This window comes from Saccharibacillus kuerlensis DSM 22868 (genome assembly GCF_000378145.1).
GTDB lineage: Bacteria > Bacillota > Bacilli > Paenibacillales > Paenibacillaceae > Saccharibacillus > Saccharibacillus kuerlensis.
Map to the genome: position 1 here is coordinate 13,939 of NZ_KB899283.1, position 22,171 is coordinate 36,109.

12 protein-coding genes are annotated in these 22,171 nt (G+C 49.2%); all 12 read right to left on the reverse strand.

All coding sequences use genetic code 11. From position 1 onward, the window contains the following. Positions 1–174 precede the first annotated feature (174 nt). On the reverse strand, positions 175–4,614 hold the full coding sequence (locus F456_RS22240) for an Ig-like domain-containing protein (RefSeq protein WP_018976768.1): 4,440 nt from the start codon (positions 4,612–4,614) through the stop codon (positions 175–177). A gap of 378 nt (positions 4,615–4,992) precedes the next feature. Then, entirely contained in the window at positions 4,993–6,195 is a 1,203-nt protein-coding gene (gene metK, locus F456_RS0109405; protein ID WP_018976769.1) for a methionine adenosyltransferase, read from the reverse strand. Between the two features lie 180 nt (positions 6,196–6,375). Further along, complete coding sequence (locus F456_RS22245) at positions 6,376–9,363, reverse strand: beta strand repeat-containing protein (RefSeq protein ID WP_083923596.1); 2,988 nt, start codon at positions 9,361–9,363, stop codon at positions 6,376–6,378. A gap of 462 nt (positions 9,364–9,825) precedes the next feature. After that, on the reverse strand, positions 9,826–10,167 hold the full coding sequence (locus F456_RS0109415) for a hypothetical protein (RefSeq protein ID WP_018976771.1): 342 nt from the start codon (positions 10,165–10,167) through the stop codon (positions 9,826–9,828). A gap of 208 nt (positions 10,168–10,375) precedes the next feature. Continuing rightward, positions 10,376–13,960: an S-layer homology domain-containing protein gene (locus F456_RS0109420; RefSeq protein WP_018976772.1), complete on the reverse strand. Its 3,585-nt coding sequence runs from the start codon at positions 13,958–13,960 to the stop codon at positions 10,376–10,378. Positions 13,961–14,240: 280 nt separating this feature from the next. Then, a complete protein-coding gene (locus F456_RS0109425; RefSeq protein ID WP_018976773.1) occupies positions 14,241–15,362 on the reverse strand; it encodes a glycosyltransferase family 4 protein in 1,122 nt (373 codons plus the stop codon). A gap of 100 nt (positions 15,363–15,462) precedes the next feature. Then, positions 15,463–16,230, reverse strand: coding sequence for a WecB/TagA/CpsF family glycosyltransferase (locus tag F456_RS0109430; protein ID WP_018976774.1), 768 nt, complete (start codon positions 16,228–16,230; stop codon positions 15,463–15,465). Continuing rightward, positions 16,227–17,378, reverse strand: a complete 1,152-nt coding sequence (gene csaB, locus F456_RS0109435; RefSeq protein ID WP_018976775.1) for a polysaccharide pyruvyl transferase CsaB — start codon at positions 17,376–17,378, stop codon at positions 16,227–16,229. The genes F456_RS0109430 and csaB overlap by 4 nt, the downstream gene beginning before the upstream one ends. Continuing rightward, on the reverse strand, positions 17,351–19,369 hold the full coding sequence (locus F456_RS0109440) for a DUF5693 family protein (RefSeq protein WP_026293770.1): 2,019 nt from the start codon (positions 19,367–19,369) through the stop codon (positions 17,351–17,353). Before F456_RS0109440 ends, csaB begins: the two co-directional genes overlap by 28 nt. Positions 19,370–19,555: 186 nt before the next feature. Continuing rightward, on the reverse strand, positions 19,556–21,268 hold the full coding sequence (locus F456_RS0109445; protein ID WP_018976777.1) for a phospho-sugar mutase: 1,713 nt from the start codon (positions 21,266–21,268) through the stop codon (positions 19,556–19,558). 52 nt (positions 21,269–21,320) lie between these two features. Next, positions 21,321–21,752: a 3-hydroxyacyl-ACP dehydratase FabZ gene (gene fabZ, locus F456_RS0109450; RefSeq protein ID WP_026293771.1), complete on the reverse strand. Its 432-nt coding sequence runs from the start codon at positions 21,750–21,752 to the stop codon at positions 21,321–21,323. 196 nt (positions 21,753–21,948) lie between these two features. Then, entirely contained in the window at positions 21,949–22,167 is a 219-nt protein-coding gene (locus F456_RS0109455; RefSeq protein ID WP_018976779.1) for a DNA-directed RNA polymerase subunit beta, read from the reverse strand. Positions 22,168–22,171: the final 4 nt, after the last annotated feature.

Genomic DNA, 22,171 nt, shown 5'->3' on the forward strand with positions numbered 1-22,171 from the left:
TCGGCAAAAAAACAAACTCCAATAAACCATTCTACCGTACTTCTTTAAAATGAACAGAGAAAAAGCGATCATTTCTACAAAGAATTTGCAGGAATGATCGCCTTTTCATTATTTTTATTCAAAATCCTGTGTAAAAATAACCAAGTTAATGAGGTCTTTTGACCCACTTATCATTTAGTTCAAATAACCTGCTTTTTTCAACACACGAGCAAGCATTACCGCAGCCTCCGCTTTGGTTGCATTGCCCTGCGGGTTAAATTTCCCTCCGCTTGCTCCCTGAATAATTCCCGCTTGTACCGCTTTCGCTGCTTCATCCGTATATCTGATTTTGGATTTGTCTTTGAATGCGGCCAGCACTTGATTAGCACTGCTCTTCAACGAGACATCCGTTCCTGTGTAATTCAATGCCCGAACCATCATGATGGCCATCTGTTCGCGCGTAATCGAATCATTTGGACGGAATGTGCCATCGGTATTGCCTGTAATAATCCCTGCTTTGACAGCCGCTCCAATCGCTCCAATCGGCACTCTGCTGTATCCGATATCACTGAAGAAAGAGGCAGCCGCCGCATCACTGCCGAGTCCAAGCCCACGGGCAATCAACTCCGCAAATTCACCACGCGTCATATTAGCTTTGGGCGCAAAATTTTTGCTTAGTACTGGGCTTAACACGTATTTGGCCCCCAGCTCATTTACGATATCCTGCGACCAATGTCCGGCTGCTCCGGCTACCGTAAGTGTTGAATTCGCCGGAATCAGCGTACGGCTTCCTGCAAATGTACCGGTCAACAGCATTCCTGCCGTTTGCGCTTTTGCGGCACTTGGAACAAACGCCGGAGCAGATGCGTTATTGTCAAAATACACAACTGCTGTTCGTGAAGCAGGAGCATTGACATTCAATTTCATGTGGTACGTTCCCTTAATATTCGCCTCTTCCGAGGAAGAACTGCCTGAAGTTGTACCGAGCGAAACCCGAATATCGACCGGATTACTCAGCATCTGCGCATTCGAATCAGCCAACATATCTATAATACGGCTTACTGATGTGGCAGGCAGTGTTTCGATTTGCACGTTGAGCATGGAAACCGCCCCGCCTCCAGCCTGACTTAGTGCAGATAGCGGAAGCTCATAAACAGTGTCTTTATAGCGCACCGCAATAGACATTCCGTTATGCTGAGCATAAGCTTCTTTGAGCGGCTGCAGAGGGAATGATACCAGACCCGAATTTTCCGCTGTCGGAACTTCAAAAACGACCGCTCCATTTTTGGCGCTGCGTGAATAAGCGGAGTCAAGCGCTTCCTTGAGGGCAGCTGCGTTCACTGTATAACGATGCGTATTGGTGTTGAAGGTAGACGAAGCATCCGAAGTAACAGCCGATGTACGCGTAAGAATCAGCATTTCTTTTCCGAATTCGGATGCAGGCAGCACGTCGGCGTTACTGGTCGGCGTTGTTGATTCTTGACCGCTTGTCACCGTCGAACCGCTCAAGTTCTGCACGTTCATACGATTAAAACCGATGACCGGTGTACCCGAAACGTTTTTGAGCGGATGGCTGCCCGGCATATACGACAGCGTTACTGTCTGCCCGGCTTGAAGCTCTGTTCCCAGTTTGAGCGTTAGCGTGCCGTTTGAAAAAGAAGATGACTCTACTGCAATCGTGTTATTGTCGGCCGTAACCGAAAATTGTCGATAAGCCGCTTCATCAATTGCATAAAGTGCACCGGTAAAAGTCACGGCAATCTGTCCCTTGTTTCCAATTGCTGTTCGAATCCCGCTTGTACCAGCCGCCGCATCAACCGGTTGAAGGTTCAAGTAGCCGGCCGCATTGCCGTTAAGATCGGCCAATTTCAATGTACCCGGCACATATGATACGGTAATATTCCCGTTTGCAATCAGCGAAGAAGCGAGAGACAATCGAACTTTGCTGCCCTCGATTTTGACCCCTGTTACATATACTGGTGTGCCGCCAGACAAAATGGAGAACTGGCTGTTCGTCGGCAGAGCATCCGTATGCAGCGCTTCGTTATAATTCAATACAAGCTCCGTACCCGAAAGTTCTGCGTTAACGAATTCTGGAGGATAGGTATCCATTAGATTCCGTACATAGAAATCGGAAAAAGCCGAAATCTTTTGACCCAAGTAATCCTGCAGCGGAGATCCGCTAGGGCTATAGCCCACTTTAACGACTGCACCGTCAGGCACTGCCGTATTCAAATACAGGAGAAGCGCCTGTGAACTGCTGCTTACCGAGCGCACCTCATAGGCACGACCGTCGGCTGTGACCGTAAATTGATTGTGAGCCTGCGTGGCGGGTGCCTTCAGACCGTTTTCGAAAATTAGAGTCACCATGCTGCCGTATACGTTGCCTTCTTTTGGCTTCGGCAGGGCACTCTCAATTCCGTTAGTTACCGTGTAAGAAGACAGCGATACCGCTTGATTATTTGTATAATCGATAAGCGGACGTACACCCGGATCGTAAGTCACTTTAACGTCTTGACCGACTGCCACACCTGTATTCAATCGGATATAGACGCTGTCTCCGCTAATATATACACTCCCTGGTGTCCGTTTTTCTCCATTGACCCATACCGTATAGCTGGACAGCAATGGCGTCTGCGCCGAGTTCAGCGTTTTGCTGTAAGCCATACGGATTAGAGTCGGACTATCCATTTTTGCGCTTTGAATGATTGGTAGGGTCGTATCGAAAGTTCCTGTTTGGAAACCCCAAGATGTACTGCCTTTCAAACCTGCAAAAGATATCCCTGTATTTACGCTGTCTTTGACCGCGCCGCTTTCCACATCCACATAGTAGGAAGTTCCCGGCGCCAGCTTTTCTTTTGGCGTAATGATCACTTCTGCCGTATTTGAAGTACTGACGGCAATTTGGGCTTCGACTTTGGAGCCGCCGCTGCGATACAGCGTGATTCCCGTTCCACTCAGCGCAACACTGCGGTTGAAGCGGATCGTCGGCTTAACGTCTGACGTAATACCTATACTGCGATCATAGGGATACAAAGACATGACTTGAAGCAGTGACGTATTTGGCATGGTCGAAAAGGTCCAGTTAAGTGGTTGGCCGGCCTTCGGATATACATTGCCTTCCGAGTCTCCGAACAAGCCGGCAGGGATTTCAACGGTATACGTATGTCCTACTGCCAGCGGCGTTGGAGGCGTAATCGTCAGCGTTTTGGTGCCTCCGCCTGTAATTTGCCCCGAACCTAAAGCGACCGTATCTACAGCCCCGTCATTTCGGGTAATCCGAACTTCTCCCGATCCGCTGTTCGGATAGACGTTTCGGCTGAAAGTTAATTTCAGAGGCAGCCCGGCTGCCACACCTGTTGTACCGGAAGCCGGTGACAGAGCAGATAGAGCAAGCGCGTCTCCCGTCGTCGTAAAGTTCCAATCCCGAGAGGAAGAAATACCGGCAAACGGCGTGCCGTCCATGTCGCGGAAGCTATCCTGATCGGCCAGTACATAGTAAGTGGTTCCGCGCTCCAAACCTTTATAGGCAGCGGAAGCTCTGATACCCGTTTCGCTGTCCATTGTAAATTCGCTCGACTTCAAAGTTTGAATGAGCTTGCCATCGTTCAATCGATAAATCGATACACCGCCTTTGTTCGGCTGTGCTTCCGTGCCTCCATTAGGCGTAACCGGTTCGCTAAAAGTAATAGAAAGCGTTCCGTCTGTAGGTGCGCCTGACATTCCTTTTTGCGGACTTACCGTCTGAACGGTCGGAGGCACATTATTCGCAGACTCTGTTTGGAATGTCCAATCGATAGCCTTTTGATAAAAACGTCCGGACATATCCGTAAATACGTTTGTGTCGATATGCACGCTGTACCGGGTTCCTGCTTTCAATGCACGCTCTGCTGTTGGAGCAATAGAGACATTGGCCGTCCCCAGACCGGTGACCTCTTCCGAAAGCACCGAAATTTTAATAGCTTCAGGACTGTCTACTGTCATTGTATCCGTTTCGTAAATAATGATGCTGCCTTCAGCGGCTGCTACCGATTCCGTAAACGTCAATCCGAGTCCCTTGTCCGGCTTCACGCCGATCGCTCCATGTACCGGTGTTGTACTGGTCAGATCGGGATCGATTGTATCGGCTTCCGCTCCTGTCTTGAATGTCCAGACAGCTGCGCTGGTAATGCCGCTCCACGCCTTGACCGTTACACCGGCTTGTTTTTCGGTTTCTGTCAGTACAGGGGTAAGTATTCCGGCATCAGCCAGTATGTAATAACCGGTGTTGGCATCCAATTTTAGCTGTTCGACAGGAAGCAGCACTTGGGTCCCGTCTCCTTGAAGTTGAAGATCTCTGCCTTTGATTGTACGGACTACTGTATTATCGCTCTGCTTTTTCAGAACAAACGATTTGTCCTCTGCGCCTTCTGCAAGCTGTACCGCCCGATCAAAGGTCAATAAAAAGCCTGGCGTCAGCGAAACGTTCAATGCTTTGCTGGCCGGCGAATAGCTGCTTACCGAAGCATATACTTCCACTGCGGCTGCAGCTGCAACATAGCTTTCTTTCCCTCCGCTTAACGTACCCCATACTGCCGGAGCCGACAGATTCATAAACATCAGGCCAGCAAGCCCCAATGCGATTTTTTTCTTCATTATATACCGCTCCTTCCCGATTCCCTAAAAAATCCAGTCTTTTTTTATATCGGAAGAGAGTAACTAAATGATTAGTCGAACACTGGAAGTAATAGTTAGATGAGAGAGAGAGAGAGGGAGAGAGAATTAAAATTAGAATTAAAATTAGAGTTAGAGAGATAGAAAGTTAGAGTGGGAGTGAGAAAGATAAAAATACATTCGTTACACGTCATTCTCTTTTTCAAATTTGCGAATTTTTCTTCTTCAAGCCTGCGAAAAGAACACCCACGACTGAAGTCACGGGTGTTCTTTCGTATTTCATAAAAAAAAGGGCCTCCAGAGGAGACCCTTTTAAAGCTTTGTTCATTGTATAAGGCAAGATCGATTGAAAAAGCTATATTAAATCGCTGCCTGAGCTTTCAGATCATCAGCCTTGTCTGTACGTTCCCAAGGCAGATCCAGATCCGTACGGCCAAAATGACCATAAGCCGCTGTCTGCTTGTAAATTGGACGACGAAGATCCAGCATGCGGATAATGCCTGTTGGACGCAGGTCGAAATTCTCGCGAACGAGATTGACCAGCGTTTCTTCGCTGACTTTGCCTGTTCCGTACGTATCGATACTGATCGATACCGGATTAGCTACACCGATTGCATAGGCAAGCTGAATCTCGCACTTATCGGCTAAGCCTGCGGCTACCAGGTTCTTGGCTACATAGCGTGCTGCATAAGCTGCCGAACGGTCGACTTTCGTCGGATCTTTGCCGGAGAAAGCCCCCCCGCCGTGACGGGCATAACCGCCATACGTATCCACGATAATCTTGCGGCCGGTAAGACCTGCATCGCCCTGTGGTCCGCCAATGACGAAGCGACCTGTTGGGTTGATGAAGTACTTGGTTTCGTCATCCAGCAGTGCTTCCGGCACGACCGGAAGAATAACATGCTCTTTGATATCGCGCTGGATCTGTTCCAACGTAATTTCTTCAGCATGCTGCGTGGATACGACAATCGTATCGACACGAACCGGCGTATCGCCGTCGTATTCGATCGTTACCTGCGTTTTACCGTCCGGACGCAGGTAGTCCAGCGTACCGTCTTTGCGCACTTCTGCCAGGCGGCGGGCAATGCGGTGCGACAGGGCGATCGGCAGCGGCATCAGTTCTGGCGTCTCGTTCGATGCAAAGCCGAACATGAGTCCCTGGTCGCCGGCACCGATATTTTCCGTTTCCAATCTCATCTGATCCGGATCGCGAGTCTCCAGAGCCGAGTTAACTCCCTGCGCAATATCGGCCGACTGCTCGTTAAGCGATGTCAGCACCGCACATGTATTGTAATCGAATCCGTATTTGGCGCGAGTATAACCGATATCTTTGACCGTCTGACGGACGATCGCCGGAATATCCACATATTCCGATGATGTGCTGATTTCTCCGATAACGAGCACCAAGCCCGTAGCTACAGAGACTTCGCAAGCTACCCGTGCATTCGGGTCATTCGCGAGAAATGCATCCAATACCGCGTCGGATATCTGGTCACAGATTTTATCTGGATGACCTTCCGTAACGGACTCGGATGTAAACAAACGCCGTCCTTGAAGAGACATAAGCGCGTACCTCCTTGAGTTCCACTATAAAATTTCCCGTATACAAAAAACGAACCTTTCCCATAGGAAAAGGTTAATCATTCCATCCTCGATAGTAATGGTAATTGATTTAGAGAAGGGTGTCAAATGAAATAGAAAAAGACCCCGGCGTCCCGGGGTCTTTTTCTTTAAGAATTAAGCTTATTGAACTGTTCTGTAAGCTGCAGTTACGAACGGTCCTTGAGCTTTTGCAACGTTACCAGCTACATCTTGCAGGTAAACAGCATTTGCACGAACCGCTACGGAGAACTGAGTTCCCGATACGCCAGCGCCCAGAGCGATGACTACGTTGCTACCGTTAACAGTAGTTGTGTAGCTTGTTGGGCTTACGCGATCGCCAGTTACAGTGTTGATTACAATCAGGTCTTCAGCAATACGACCAGCGTTTGCAGTAGACAGAGTCTCAGAGAACGGAAGAACAATGCCGTTCTGAGTGTACACCAGATCAGTTACAGTGTTAACGACTGGAGCAACTTCATCAATTACTGTTACAGCTGCGGCAGTTGGAGCTGTCACGCCCGATACAGTCTGAATGTTGTTGCCAGCAGCAACCGCTACGCTTACACCGTTGCTTGTCGTACCGATGTTCGAAGTAGTCAGTGTAACTGTCGATCCGCTAACGTTTACACCAGTGATGCGAGCACCATTCAGTGTGAAGTCGCTAGCCGTTGCACGTTCGATCGGCTGGTTAAATGTTACTTCGATCGTATTTTCGTCAGTCAGCTCTGCAGTCGTGATAGCAGCAGTTGCTCCTACTACGATTGGGAGTGCAATACCAGCGTTTTGGATCAGGTTGTCGCCAGCGTCTTCCAGACCGATCAGGCTGATCGCCGTCACATAAGCTGTGTTAGCAGCTGGAGTAGCTGGTGCTGCGCCTACAACAACATCTTCGTTAGCGATTGTTGCTGGTAGCGTGATAACTACTGCTCTGTAATCGTTAGCGATGCGGATGTTGGAAGTGCTTGGCAGTCTGATTTGTCCGCCATCAACTGTGATCAGGTAATTGTTAGCATCAGACAGAGTTGCAGGGTCCATAGCTTCGCTGAATGCGATTGTGATTGTGCTGTTTCCGTTGTTAGCTGGATTCACGCCATAAACTTCACCTGTTACAGTAGGTCTAGTCGTGTCGCCAACATTGAACGTTGTTGTGTAAGGCTCGATTGTGTTGCCCAGCAAGGTTCTATCTTGTACACCTGTGATGTTCAGCGTGTATGCTCCTGCGGACAGATTGTTTGTTACGAAGTCAACAGTTACAGTGTCGCCATCCACTTGTACAGCTTGGATCGGCTGAACTGTGCCGCTTGCGTTCGTTACTACGAAGTTCGATCTCTGAGCGTTAACGTTTCTGCTGAATTCTACAGTCAGTGTATCGTCGTTCGTTCCGTTTGCGTTGAACTTAACGTCAGTAACGGTTGGACGAGTTTGGTCAACTGTAGCATTTACTGTGAACTGTTTAACAGTGTTCACGTTGCCCGAGAAGTCGCTGACGCTAGATACGAACAGATTAGTTGCGTAAGCTGGCAGACGGTCCGCATTATTTGTTCCGCCGAAGTTTACAGCAAATGTGTTGCTCGACAGCTGCTCTACGCTATCCGCGTAGTGGTTAGTCGTACCGGATACCCAGTAGAAGTCAGTTCTGCTTACAGTATCTGCGTCTACATCTTCACTGAATGTCACAACTGCTCTTTCGAGAGTCGCTTGAATTTCAGTTACAGTTGGAGCCGTAGTGTCTGTAGCTACTGTGAAGTCGTTAGTAGCGCTCAGCGATTTCAGACCAGCATAGTCAGTCACCAGCGAGGAAGTCAACGTGTGGTTACCAACTGGGAATGCTGTGTAAGGACGCAGGATTACTTCGCGATCGTTACCAGTCTTCGTTACCGCACCAACATAAGCAGTACCGTTGATTTGGAAGTTATTCGAGTTTACTGTCGCGATTGGCTCGGAGAACGTTACCTTAACCGCTTTTGTACCCAGTCCAGTAACCGAAGTCACAGTAGGGAGAACGTTGTCGAGAGGACGGAACGACAGCTCGCCGGAATTGATTGTTGCAGTTCCGGACGCTACGTTTCTAACCGTTACTGTGTAAGCGTTTTGGTTAGTCATTGTAACGTTGTCAGCCAGCACCAGACGTACTACGTTGCCGCTTGGCAGTAGTGTTGCGGACTTGATTTCTCCAGCAGTTGTGCTGTAGTTATCAGGATCAGCTGCAGTAGCGCTGGAAAGCGTACCATTAAAAGTAACGTCGATTTCTTTGAGGTTAGTAGCTGCGGCTGCAGTAGCTGCAGTTGCATTTGTTACAGTCCAAGTTACGCTTTCGCTGTACTCTTTACCGTCGTAAGTGAATGCTACAGTTGTAGCAACGTTCGGCTGCAGAGCAGTCGCAGGCTTAACTGTTACTTTCTCGCCGTTAGCCAGTGTGAAGACTACAGTTGCACCATTGTCTGTTACTTCGTAAGAAGTGACAGCTGGTTTAACCACTGCTGTTTGATAAGCGTAAGCTACGTCAACGAGCAGGCCGCGAGTTGCTGCTGCTTTGAAGTTAGCGTTGCTGCTTACCAGACCAGCGTTGATTGCTGCTTGTACTTCGCCTTTAGCCCAAGCGGATGCATCGTTGTTAATGCCCGTAGTTGGAACTTCCAGTTGACCAGCGCGTACCAGTGTAGCGGCAATTTCTTGAACTGTTACTTTGCCTTGTGGGCTGAACAGTTTTTTAGCGCCAGTGGATGTACCTTGCATGTAGCCAGCTTTAGTTACAGCTTCTACATAAGGTCTGTACCAGTTGTTCGCAGCGGAGTAGTTTGGATCTTGGTAAGAAATTGTGTTTGTAGCGGAAGTGTCCAGACCAGTCATGAGAGCTACGATTTTAGCGAACTCTGCACGAGTCAGATCTTTGTCAAGGTAAGCTTCACCGTTAGGGTAACCTTCGAACAGACCTTGAGTCACCAGCTGGTTGTACTTTTCTTGCGTAGTCAGAGTTGCACCGGAAGTTACCGAAGCAAACATCGAGAGAGCCATAGCCGTCGAAAGGGCCAGGGATACAATTTTCTTCATACCTTTTTGTTCTCCTCCTTGGAGTGTTACTGTGTTTTTTTTGTCTGTAGTTGGTTCGCATTCGCTCATGTTCCTCATTAAGCTGATTGCACCCCCTTTCCAGAGTTGAGCAGGTAAGTATAAATCAGGTCTGTGACGGGTATCACAGAAACTTAAAAACCATGATGAATAAGTAAGCACAAAACAGAGGATGCCCAATCCCGCTTTCCGTATTATACATTGGTCGCTAACACTCGTAAAGTCCAATTTCGCACAAGTATAGACAACTTCACGGATTTGAGACCAATCTTTGGGAAAACGGCTCTTGCTGGCGGCTTGTTTTGACACTCAATAACTTAGACGCAAGAGGTTACAAAAAAGTTGCGAGTTTTTAAAAAAGTTTTTTTGTTTTTTTTCGCAGCGTCTTTTGAGGCTTGGGAATACAGGGCTTACAACTATACCCAATCATTTACTTAAACCGTCTTTTCCCTCTATAAACGCAAAAAGCGCCGGAAGCCGACGCTTTTTTTGCGAATTGTCTATCAGGTAGATAGAAGCTATTTAACGAATACGAAGCGCCAGTTGAATAATACGTGCTCGCATCTGCGGATCGGAGTCGAGCTTCTCATACATCTCGTCGATCGGCTTCTTATTATCCTTATACGTCTTGTCATGCTTGATCGTTACGTGCGACCAGGAGATCAGTTCGTTTTCGGCTTCGGCTAACTCGTTGAATGCTTCATGGAAGCCGGTTTCAACAACTAACTGCTCCATTAGCTCCTGTTCAACTTCTTGATTCTTCTGTTCTTCGGCTACGCGCGCTTCCAACACTTTAGAACGTTCCTCGAACTTCGTTCTAGCTTTCATATAATCAATTTGAGCTTTCGACTTTATCGGTTTCATCGTACCAGTATCCACCCTCACAGTAAGTATTGTTGTTCCTCATTTTAACGTAAAACGCTTCGAATTACAAAAAACGATTTTAGGCAATCTTCCTTGGCCTATAACTATTATGAATTCTACAAAAAGAAAAGCGACGCATCTCCATAATTATAGAGACGTGCCGCCATTCCATTTAGTTGCATTAAATTGTATTGATTTCGGGCTCAGCTTACAAAGTTTTCATTTTGCTCATAACTTTCACTGCGATATCAGCAGCTTCAGCACGAGTGAAGGTTGCTTTAGGGTCAAAACGATACGTCGCCTTCTTCTGTCCCTCTTCAAGCTTGTTTGCTTTGCCTTCCATAAACTTGCCTTTGGTAACGGCCAGTACGGCTGCTGCATAACTGGAAGTGATCGTGCCTGAATCGGTAAACGATTTTTCCAATGCCGCTTTAGCTTTGGTATTGTCCGTCAGCTTCAAGTTCATTGCTCTGGCAATCATCATCGTCGCATCTTCCCGACTGAGTGTATTGTAAGGCATGAACACTCTTGGTCCGGTACCACGAATGATACCTTTACGCACTGCGGTCTCGATGTAGCGGTAGTCCATATACTGATTAGTTACAGGACCTACGTCGTCGAAGGTGCGCTTCGTAATGTCTTCATCGTAGTCGAGCGGAATATTCAACATTTTAACCAACATAGTGGCGAATTCGCCCCGTGTGATGACTTCGTTGACACCGAATTCGTTGGCATCTTTTGCTTTCATTACACCGCGTGACATCATCATTTCTACGCTTTCGCGCAGATTGGCTTGAGCGATAACGTCGCCGTAGCTGTACCGAAGACCAAATACGGCATAGTAACCGAATCCATCGAACGGTGCAGTTACTGTTTTGGCAGACTTGTTCACTTTTCCGCCCAGGTTGACCCACTCATTGCCGTTGAGTCTCCAGATCCCCAGATTGCCGGCAGAAGCATCAACAAGATTCGGATCGTATTTGATTGTAATTGTTCCTGTTTGAGTAGGTTCCAACCATTGTTTCGCTGAGCGGCTTTCAAAACCTGGCGATGCATATGGCTGATGACCCGGTACAGTCTTATAATTGTCGCTTGTCGCTGTGGAAGTGAAATAACCGGCATCTGTCCAATAAAGATCCGATGCATAACCGAAGTGAGGTTTTGGGACCATACGGCTGATCATCGTACCGTTGGACTCCACCAGTATCAATTGGCCGTCACGATAACCGCCTTGGCCGTCGCTTACATTCACTTGGTTATAGATTTTATTCGTTCTTCCATCGATCGGACTTGCAATTCCTACTAGCAGCTGCTGCTTATCGAAGAGACTGATAGTCGGAGACTGACTGCCTGGCGTAGGATTGATCTCTCTCAGCAGCGTTCCTTTTGGAAGCGAGATTTGCAGATCACCCTTGAAGAGCTTAAGTTTGCCTCCAGACGGCATGACTGCACTGTACTGCGCACCTTGCACAATTTCCGAAGAATAGTTAACTTCAAACGAACCATTTGTCTTTTTCGTTCCTGAAGTTACAGTGAACTTGATTGTATTTTTGCCCGCTTTGAGACCTGTCAGACGACCGCGGAAAATATCTTTATCGCCTTTTTCCAACATCAGCTTGCCTACAGCTACGCTGGAAGCTCCTTCAGCCTGGATACTAATGTCAAGGAAGTTCTGCGTAATGACGCTTTCGTTTGGCAGTTTTGGAGACAGAATCGTATACGGACGCAGTTCGCGAGTGACCGTGAGGGTCTTCGATGTCGTTGCTGTCCCTTTACGCACATATACCGTCACTTTGAGATCGCCTGTTGTTGGCAGAGACAAATCTTCAATGGTAAAAGCATTCATAGTGCCGGCTTTCGGTCCAACCTTCAATTCGCCGCTGGCCTGCTCCCAAGAAGTACCTGTTCCCCGCTTCAAACGAGTTTCTTTTTTATTGCCGTCCAGACGGATAATGAGTTCATCCGCTGTATCGGCAGGATTAATGGAAAATTCCACGTCCATCGACAATTCGTTGGTTGTGTACTGATCCCCTTCTCCCGGAACAAACAAAGAATTATCTTGAGTTGCAGCATCAACCGGACGCGGATGGAAGTTCTCGATTTGAATGCTGTCGTTTTCAATAAGATACAGCGTAAGTGTAGTCGTAACCTTTTTGCCATCTGCAGTTCCCGACAAAGTCAACGTATTGCCACCAGGCGTCAACGTAAGCGGGAAAGCATCCGTGCTGTTGAGCGTAAATGTACCATTCGACGATGTTACCGCCGTCGTACGGCCGCTGTATTGTACTGTGATCGTACTGCTGTCCGCAGTAAAGTTGATCAAACGACCCTGAACCGACTTGATGTCGTTCGGAGCAGTAAAGACCTGTTCGTTATACAAGTTGGTCACCTGAATATAAGGAGCCGACTGATAGTTGATTGGAACAGAAACCGAATCATTTTCATATTCGAATGTCAGAGTCTGACGTCCACTTTTCAGTTTCGAGATTTTATAAATGTTATAGGATGTGCCGCTTCCATCCGTATAGTACGTATAATTGCCCGAAGGAATTTCCGTACCGTCGGATTTGATTTTTACCAAGTTGCCTACTTTTCCTGTATCGATAGCGAGCCATAATGGCAGTTCAGGGATCGATACATACGGTGATGTCCCCGCGTCGAAAGCTGTTTTGCTGCTGTACGAATTTACCGTGCTTGAGCTGCTGTTCACCCCGTAAATTTGGTAAATGTTTTTGATAAACGCATCCTGAGCGCCGCGCACTTTAAAATTCATTGTTGCACGCTGTTGATCATTTACGACAAGATCCAGCTGATAAGAGCCAGAAGTTAGCGTAGGCAGACTATCCGCCGTCCGGAATGTATAGATAACCAGCGAAGTTCCTACTAGTTCCTTTTTATTTAATGTTACATCGGCAGCGTTGAAGTTGTTGTAAACTTGAGGCGTGTTGTCGACTACCTTGTTAAACGTAACCTTACCGCTAAGTGTATTTGGTGACGTTCCACTTGCTGGCACAGCAATAACAACTTCACCGGAAATTTGGCCACTTGGTTCACCTTCGACCGTAGCATTTTGGTTGACTGCCGTGTCACCGATCTTCACACTGTACAGCTGAGCGGTGCCGTCGTAGTAAACAAGAGTACGCGTTTCTGCGTAAGTTCCTGTCGTCGATTTTGCCACAAAGGTCAATGTGTTCGAGCCTTTTGTCAGTGTAGGCGTAGCAAAGAATGTTCCGGCGCCGCCGCTGAACATCGGGTTACCATTGAGCGTCACATCTACCGCGTTAGGCGCTTCTACCGTAATAGAAGGCGTCTGCGAAGAAACGACAAAAGGAACATTTTCCTGTGTATCGTCAGCTCCGACTTTGACCGACGTAATATTCGGTGCATCGACAAATGTTACATAAGCTTGGTCCGAAATTTCCTGACCGCTTGTTGTTGTTGCTTTTACCGTAATCCGATTGACCCCAGATTTAACGTTAACTTGATAAAACTTGAATGTTTTATTATCTCCCGTATCCGGCTGGCGATCCCCGCCGCTGCTGGAGCCTACTGTTTGTTCTCCAACTATGGATTCGATCACATAAGTAATTGTCGATGTATTTACATCTTGGAAAGTACCGATAATATCGACTTTACCGCTAGCACTGCTTGTTGGCGCCTCAGCATCATGACTAAGGTTAGTAATTTTAAGACTGCCGCCTGCTGCGGATGCCGGATATACCGGAACCAACGTAAAGATCAATACGACTGCCATCATTAAGCTCAGCAGAGTTTTCATGCCTTGTTTACCCACTTGTACAGCTCCCCTTTTTGACGTGCACCCCGAAGGGGCCGTCTTATTGTTGCTTTCCTGCAATGGATCTCCCTCTCTTCCTGCTTGTTACGCGTCGTTATGCTTTTTATCGGATTCCTTTTGCTGATATGTTATAAAAGCCCCCTTTTTTTTTGAAATCCTCCAAAAAACGGGACAACAAAAAAAGCCCCAATCCCGTTGAAACCCTGGGATCAGAGCTTTTCATATGTGTTTCTATCCGTAAATACGCTGCTTGTTCCAAAGCATATGCCGGGGAAAATCAAGGCTTGGCTCGATCCTCCGACTTCAACCGCAGGCGTGAAAGCAGACGCAGAATCGGGCGCTTCGTCTGTCCAACGAGACCAATAATTTCCGCTCCAATCTGCAGGAAGAACATCATGACACAGATCACAACAAAAGTCACCCAGTTTGCCTCGAACATGGCGGAAGCTGACTGGATAACGGCCAATACTCCGAAGAATGCTGCAATACCATAAATGATCAGCACTGTCTGACGGTGGCTGAAGCCAAGTTCACGCAGACAATGATGCAGATGCCCTTTGTCAGGCGCAAAAATCGGTTTCTTCTGCAGCTTTCGGCGGACGATTGCGAAGAAAGTATCCGACAGTGGAACACCGATAATAATCAGCGGCGTAATGAAAGACAATACCGCGATCTGCTTAAAACCGAGCAGCGAGAGCATCGCCAAGCTAAAACCCAGGAACAGCGAGCCGGTATCACCCATAAAAATTTTGGCCGGATGGAAGTTGAAGAACAGGAATCCGATGATCCCTCCCAACAGCAGCAGGCACAGCATAGCAACAAGCAAGTTTCCGTTAATCAATGCCATAACCAAAATCGTACTGATTGCAATACCGGAAACTCCGGCCGCCAAACCATCCAATCCATCAATCAGATTAACTGCATTGGTTACGCCAACAATCCAGAAGATGGTCAGCGGAATCCCTACCCAGTTTTCAAGCGAAGAATACGAATCCATAAAAGGTATATTAACGAAATCCACTTTGATGCCGAATCCGAATACAACGACACAGGCCGCGCCGGTTTGAATCAGAAATTTCAGCTTGGCATTGAGATCGAATCGATCGTCGAATGCGCCGGTCAATACGATAATGGTCCCAGCCGTCAAGAAGGCCTTAATAAAATTCCCGTCGCGCTCCGCCAATTCAAACGGAAGGAAGGGCATAACGGCAAGCAGCGAGATGACGAAAGCAAGAAAAATTCCTAGTCCGCCGAGTCTTGGCATGATGCGCGTATGCACTTTGCGGGCGTTCGGCACGTCCACCGCTCCAACCTTGATAGCAAACCGTTTGACAAGCGGCGTCAGGCCTAAAGCCAATCCGAGCGCAAGTACGAAACCGAGAATATAGACGATGAACATGTTGTCTCAAACCTCCAATGTGTTTCAACCGGGAATTATTATACCCCGCTCCACGGCCGAATACCAGCATGAATATGCCGACCTTCGCTTTAAAACCCTTTTATTGCATGTTTTTTTTCGTCTTTTTAACCAATTTCATAAATCGAGGCAGTGCCATCATCCGCGGAAGTCGGGAAGGCTCCTTTGCCAAACGATAAAACCATTCTAGACGCAGCTTTTGCAGGAAGACCGGAGCACGCTTGCTTTTGCCCGAAATGACGTCGAAACTTCCCCCTACGCCCATAATGACAGGAACGCCCAGCTCTTGTTTATGGCGGGCAATCCACGGTTCTTGAGTCTTGGCATCACGTGCGACAAACAACAGGTCCGGCTGAGACTGGCGGATACTTTCGATCACACCGGCGTTTTCAGCTTCACCGAAGTATCCATTGCGGACTCCGACGATTCGAACCTTCGGATATTGTTTCTGTAACCGACTGGCTGCTTCCTGAACCACTTCCTCCGCGGCTCCGAGTAGGTAAGCTGTCCACCCCAGCTCTTCGCCCCGCTTCATCAATGCATGGAGCAGGTCGATTCCCGGCACGCGTTCAGCTACCGGATCGCCGAGTTCTTCCGCTGCCCAGACCACACCGGCCCCGTCGGGAACGATCAGCTCTGCCTCACGCATGGAACGCATATTGTCCTCGCTATCCAATGCCGCCATAATCATGATCGGATTCGCCGTAATGATTTGGTGCGGCCTTCTCGAGGCGACAGCCCGCTCCAGCACTTGAACGGTTCCTTGCATGTCCAGCTTCGAAACGTCTACGCCGAGGATCGAAGTAACCGGTACCTGTCCGATTCCGGATTCAAGTTGGGTTTGACTCATAGATTTCGCTCATCCTTTATATGTCCTTTGTGCGCAAAATATTCTGCGATCGCTTGGGCAGGCCGAGCAGCTTCCCGCTGCAGCTGTGCAATCAGCGGCTCGCGGTCCGTTTTCCAGCCTTCGCTGTCGTCCAGCAGATGCGCCAGTTCTTCGGCAAGACGTTCAGGACGCACCTGTTCGCTTGTGCCGATCGCTTTAATTTTCAATCGCGCAAGGAAATTGTCGATCTTCGGGTCATAGGAAATGCCAGCCATTGGCACCCGCTGAGAGGCGGCATAGATTAAGCTGTGCAGTCGCATGCCGACAATTGCAGAGCAGCGTCCAACTTCAAGCAGCATCGCCTGCGGGTCTTCGGTTTGCTTAGTCGTAACTTTCGAACCGAGCGACTTGACGTCCCCCATACGTTCAATGACGTAGTTGGAAGCTTCTTCATCGTCCGGCAGATGAAAAGGTAGGAAGCAGAAATGTACATTCCTGCTTTCCGCAAGTTTGTGCAGTCCGTCGGCAATCCCTGCAAGTTCCGTACGATCTTGGTCCCAAAAACGGACCGAGACGCCGACCTTGGGCAGGCCGTCCGGCTTCTCGGCCGGGAACTTCGATGCCGCACCGGCAGGAAGCGGCAGACCCATGACCGGATCGGGTACCAATTCGATTCGTCCCCCGTCCATTTTCATGGAACGAAGCAGTTCCATGGATTCTTGGTCGCGCACCGAGATATAGTGACTGCGTTTGAACGCGCCGTGGATAAGCGGGTAAAACATTTTGCGATTCACCGGGCCTACACCTTGAGCATAAATGAACACCGGCTTGCCCATCCACTGAGCCAAACGGATAATGCCTACATAGTAAGGAATCGTTTTGGGGCTGGTGGCATCCTGAAGCAGACTTCCGCCACCGCTGATCAGGCCGTCACTTTCCTTTAATGCCTGTCGCACTTCATTCATCCGCATCCGGTGTACAGCTTTCACACCGTAAATGCCCGATGTCCAAGAAGGGTCGCCAGAGAGCACAATCGGTTCGAATATAATGCCCACGCGTTTCCCCTCCTGCTCCAACGCAGTCAGGATCGATTTGAGCACCGCTTCATCCCCGCTATTGCGGAATCCATAGTAGCCCGAAATTACAATTTTGCGAGAAGAGGCGACCATTTTTTCCAACACCTTTCGATGATTTGCCATATGAGTACAAAGACCAGACCGACAAGAATGCCAAGTCCCATTCCAAGCAGGTCACGGACCAGAGAAATCCAGACCGGTGTGTGAATATGTGCGAATGTATCGACGATCGACAGCTGTCCAATCGAAGCGATCACCATAATATAAATAGCATGTCGATACTTCAGCGCAACGAATACACCGACAATGAAGATCGGATGACCCAGTAAGAACTCCTTAAAGCGAGGACGTACACCGACCGTGTTTTCAAGCAGGGTTCGGAATGCCTTCTCAAGACCGGTTGCGCTGCCGCTGTTCCCGGTTCGCGACAGATAATACATACCGACTACTCCGACGACCGCGACAATGATAACCATGGCAATCGTAATCGGCATCCGCATAATCTTGCCGACGCTGCCGAAGGCGGAATGTTTCCGGTAAAAGAGCAGATAGAGTGCGGTCAGTGCAATCGGCGCGAGATGCAGCAGACTGACGCCGCGGAACTGCTCCAAGACCAGTTGATACGTCACACGGTTCAGCAGTGCGATCACAAATGGTACAGCGATCAACGACATCGCACTGGTGCGCAGAAACAGCATCACGCCATGGGTGAGTCTTCTTCCCGGATTCATATGCTGTCCGGCATCGTGCAAACGGTCGATTTTTCGAATTGCGAATACCATGGCGATCGTCGGTCCGCTGATTGCGACAAACAGAGCGAGAGCCTGTTCCATCAAATGCGGACGCAGTACGTACAACCCTGCGGCTCCAATCAATCCCAAAACGAAGGAAAGTAGCGTTAGTGGTGGGATAAAGATCGATACGAGCAGGGCGACCAGTGCCACTGCGCCTACAATTACGATCCAACGGAAATAGTTTTGTCCAGCCATTTCAGCTACCTGGAACGAATCGGCCGGTCCTATGGTGAATCCGTAATTTTCGATACGCTGAATTGCGCCTTCCGGACCATCCAGACTCTCAATGATATTTTCTATCGTATCGGTAATTCGGCCTTCGACCGTATTCGTTTGTACAGCTGTATGAATAAACATCATACGAATATTGCGATCTTTTGCAGCCAAAGCGAATCGATCGGAAATAATGTCGGGATCAAGCGCCGAATCGCGGCCGCTTAACGAATATAGGCGGGCGACGTTATAATTCGTATCTTTGGCCAGCGTCTCAAACCCCCGCTGATTGCCGCGAAGATTCTCGATTGCTGCGATACCGATCCCGCGTTCGTTCAGCAGCTCGGCAAAGTCTTCCAAATGCCGTTCATCCGGTTCCTCCGCATATCCCGGCACCTCTTCGCCATCAAACAGAATGCGGGTAACACCCATACTTTTGAAGCGGTCCAGCAGAGAAGCCAGTGCTTCATGATTATAGACAGCACTGTTTCCCAACCGCGGAAGCAGATGGAAGCCTTTAGATTGCAGCAGATTCATAGCAATCGGATCTGGTTCCATTGTCTTCAGTACAGCATTTTGCACGGGTGTTGCCAATTTGAGACCGCTGCGCCCGTTCATGGACCAGTCTTCCACGGCGATCTCTTGACTTGCGAACGCCTGCCGGATAATCGGCTCCACTTGCTTCCGGCTCTCCGCGTCCGTAAACAGCAAATATGTAGCGTTCTCGTTAGCCGTCAGCACTTTTCCCGTTAGGCGTGCTGCGTCCTGCTCACTGTATACCGTAATTCTTCTGGCATTGGCCAATTCGGTCAGCGTTGCCTGATAGACAGCCATCGTAGTAATACCGGCTTCTTTCAATACATCAAGCTGTTCGTTAATAAAAGCATTTGGATTGCCCTGATAAGCCGAGAGCTGTATGAGATCCCGATAGTCAAAGATCATCTCTACGTTTTTGGACGTGCCTTCCGTACGGATACGGTCGTATGCAACCGGAAGGGATGCAACCAGCCCCAAGATCACGAGGATCCACAATCCTTTACTTGCCATTCTATTCCACTGCCGCCACTTCTGACTCAAGTTGGATATACCTCCTTGCCGAAGCATCCAAGCTTCGGCATTGTTCAAGTTGATAAGTCAGACGCCTCCTGCCGAAACGCGCCGCTTCGGCGCGCTTTGGCAAGAGGCATCGTTGGATTTCTGAAAAAACGCCGCGAACGCGAAGACTCACGTCCGCGGCCCTTTTAATGTCGGTGTCTTGACGTCTTAAGCATCCACACGTTCGGTTACGGCAGCAATCAGGCGCTCTACCGCTTCTTCCGCGCCCGCGAGCGAGTCACCACGTACCGCAAAATAAACTTTGATCTTCGGTTCAGTGCCGGAAGGACGCAGTACGAACCAAGAGTCGTCCTCCAACATGTATTTCAGGACGTTTTCCGCAGGCAGATCATCAATGCCTTGTGCGTAGTCAAGCGTCTGGACGACTTTGACTCCCGCTACCTCGGTCGGCGGATTCTCTCTCCAATCAGCCATGATCGACTGAATCTTCGCCAGACCGTCCTTGCCTTTCATCGTGCGCGACTCCAAGCGTTCAATGAACATACCGAACTGCTCGTACAATCCTTCCAACACGTCGTACAGCGTTTTGCCCTGCGTCTTATAGTAAGCCGCCGCTTCGGCAATCAGCATCGATGCCAAGACAGCATCTTTATCGCGTGCGTACGTACCGGCCAAGTAACCGTAGCTTTCTTCATAACCGAACAAGAAAGTATGTTCACCTGTCTGCTCAAACTGGTTCATTTTTTCGCCGATGTACTTGAAGCCCGTCAGCGTATTCAGTACTGTTGCACCATAGTGCCGGGCAATCGCTGCGCCCATCTCACTGGTTACGATCGTTTTGATGACAGCGCCATTTTCCGGCAGCGTACCTGCTTCCTTCATACGCCCCAGCACATAATCGACCATAATTGCGCCGGACTGATTGCCGGTCAGCACAACATATTGGCCTTCTTTGTTCCGTACGACCGCGCCCATTCGGTCACAGTCCGGATCGGTACCGATCAAAATATCGGCATTCAGCTCTTCGCCGAGCTTCATCGCCAACGTAAACGCTTCGCGTTCTTCCGGGTTAGGCGACTTCACGGTCGAAAAATCGCCGTCCGGCTGTTCTTGTTCCGGCACGACAGTCACATTTTTGAAGCCGATTCTCTCTAGCACACGGCGCACCGGCACATTGCCTGTACCGTGCAGCGGTGTGAAAACGATCTGCAGATCGTCGCCCTTGCCGGCCGCCAGCTGTTCGCGGCTCAGTGACAAACCTGCCACAGTATCGATAAACGCCTCGTCTTCCGCCTCGCCCAACCAAACGAGTAGTCCCTGCGCTTCCGCTTCTTCGCGGGTAATCCGCTTGATCTCGGAAAACGATTGTACGCCTTGCACGAGACTGATCACACGTTCCGCTTCGTCTGGAACCAGCTGTCCGCCCTCACGATTGTACACTTTGTAGCCGTTGTATTCCGGCGGGTTGTGGCTTGCCGTCACCATGATGCCGCCATCGGCCTGCAGATGGCGAACCGAGAACGAAAGCTGCGGCGTCGTACGAAGCGACGGATACAGCTTGGCTACGATCCCGTTAGCTGCCAGTACAAGGGCCGCCTCCAGCGAAAACTCCGGCGAGAAGTGACGCGAATCATGCGCGATGACGACAGACGGTTTGCCTTCCTTGCCCTGCGCTGTTTCGAGTATGTACTCCGCCAATCCCTGAGTCGCTTTCCCGACTGTATAGCGGTTCATACGGTTGCTGCCTGCTCCGATAACTCCGCGCAGACCTCCCGTTCCGAATTCCAGCTCCCGGTAAAAGCGGTCTTCCAACTCATCAGGCTGCGATTCAAGCGCACGCAATTCCTGTTTCGTTTCCTCATCGATGCTTGGATCTTCTAACCATTGATTCACAACTGCCGCGGTCTTTTCGTTTAACATATTCCTTGTACCTCCATGTCCGGATTGTTGGGGTAAAGAGGCGGTAATCGAACTATTCGCGGTCGGCGAGAGCAAACATCATGTCGCCTTCGGCAACCACATTTCCATCCACTTTCGCCACGGCGTGTCCTTTTCCGATCTTGCCCTTGAAGCGTGTCATTTCGACTTCAAGCCTCAGCGTATCGCCTGGCTTCACCTGACCGCGGAAACGGAATCCGTCGATGCCCGCGAAGAAACCCAGTTTACCGCGGTTTTCCTCTACCAACATCATCGCTACCGTTCCGACCTGAGCCAGTGCCTCAACTATTAATACCCCCGGCATCACCGGATAACCCGGAAAATGTCCAACAAAGAAAGGTTCGTTTACTGTTACATTTTTAATACCGACCGCGCTCTTACCCGGTTCGGCTTCCAAAATACGGTCCACCAACAGGAACGGCGGACGATGTGGAATGATTTCTTGAATCTGCTGCGAATCCAATATCACGAGCAAAACTCCCTTCGGCAATTTCCCCCATCATTATACAGTTTCCCGCCGCAAAAGGAAATCGCGGAAAAGCCGAGCATACAAAGAGCCGTTCCCAAGCCGCATGGACCCGGGAACGGCTCTTGATGTCTATTCGCGCAGCACTTCTTGCAGCCGCTGCTCAGCTGACGAAAAACTTCAATCCAAAAGGTTCTTACGGAGCAAAAATGAGGTCAAATACATGCAGCCATGTTTCCGGCCTAAACGCCTCCGCCAACTCCTGCTTTCCCATATACACATAACCGAAGACTAAGCCTCCGAATAGACAGAAAGCGAAAAAAAGCAGAAAAAGAGTAAGCCTCAGCAGCCTTCTGCCGAACATTTTTTTACGGCGTATCGGAGCTTCAACCTGCTCGTCCATTACCTTTTCCACTTTA

What these genes read in the sequence shown, in the direction of transcription:
- F456_RS22240 (WP_018976768.1), bottom strand. Translation starts at nt 4,614, where the DNA reads ATGAAGAAAAAAATCGCATTGGGGCTTGCTGGCCTGATGTTTATGAAT.
- metK (WP_018976769.1), bottom strand. Translation starts at nt 6,195, where the DNA reads ATGTCTCTTCAAGGACGGCGTTTGTTTACATCCGAGTCCGTTACGGAA.
- F456_RS22245 (WP_083923596.1), bottom strand. Translation starts at nt 9,363, where the DNA reads ATGAGGAACATGAGCGAATGCGAACCAACTACAGACAAAAAAAACACA.
- F456_RS0109415 (WP_018976771.1), bottom strand. Translation starts at nt 10,167, where the DNA reads ATGAAACCGATAAAGTCGAAAGCTCAAATTGATTATATGAAAGCTAGA.
- F456_RS0109425 (WP_018976773.1), bottom strand. Translation starts at nt 15,362, where the DNA reads ATGTTCATCGTCTATATTCTCGGTTTCGTACTTGCGCTCGGATTGGCT.
- F456_RS0109430 (WP_018976774.1), bottom strand. Translation starts at nt 16,230, where the DNA reads ATGAGTCAAACCCAACTTGAATCCGGAATCGGACAGGTACCGGTTACT.
- csaB (WP_018976775.1), bottom strand. Translation starts at nt 17,378, where the DNA reads ATGGTCGCCTCTTCTCGCAAAATTGTAATTTCGGGCTACTATGGATTC.
- F456_RS0109445 (WP_018976777.1), bottom strand. Translation starts at nt 21,268, where the DNA reads ATGTTAAACGAAAAGACCGCGGCAGTTGTGAATCAATGGTTAGAAGAT.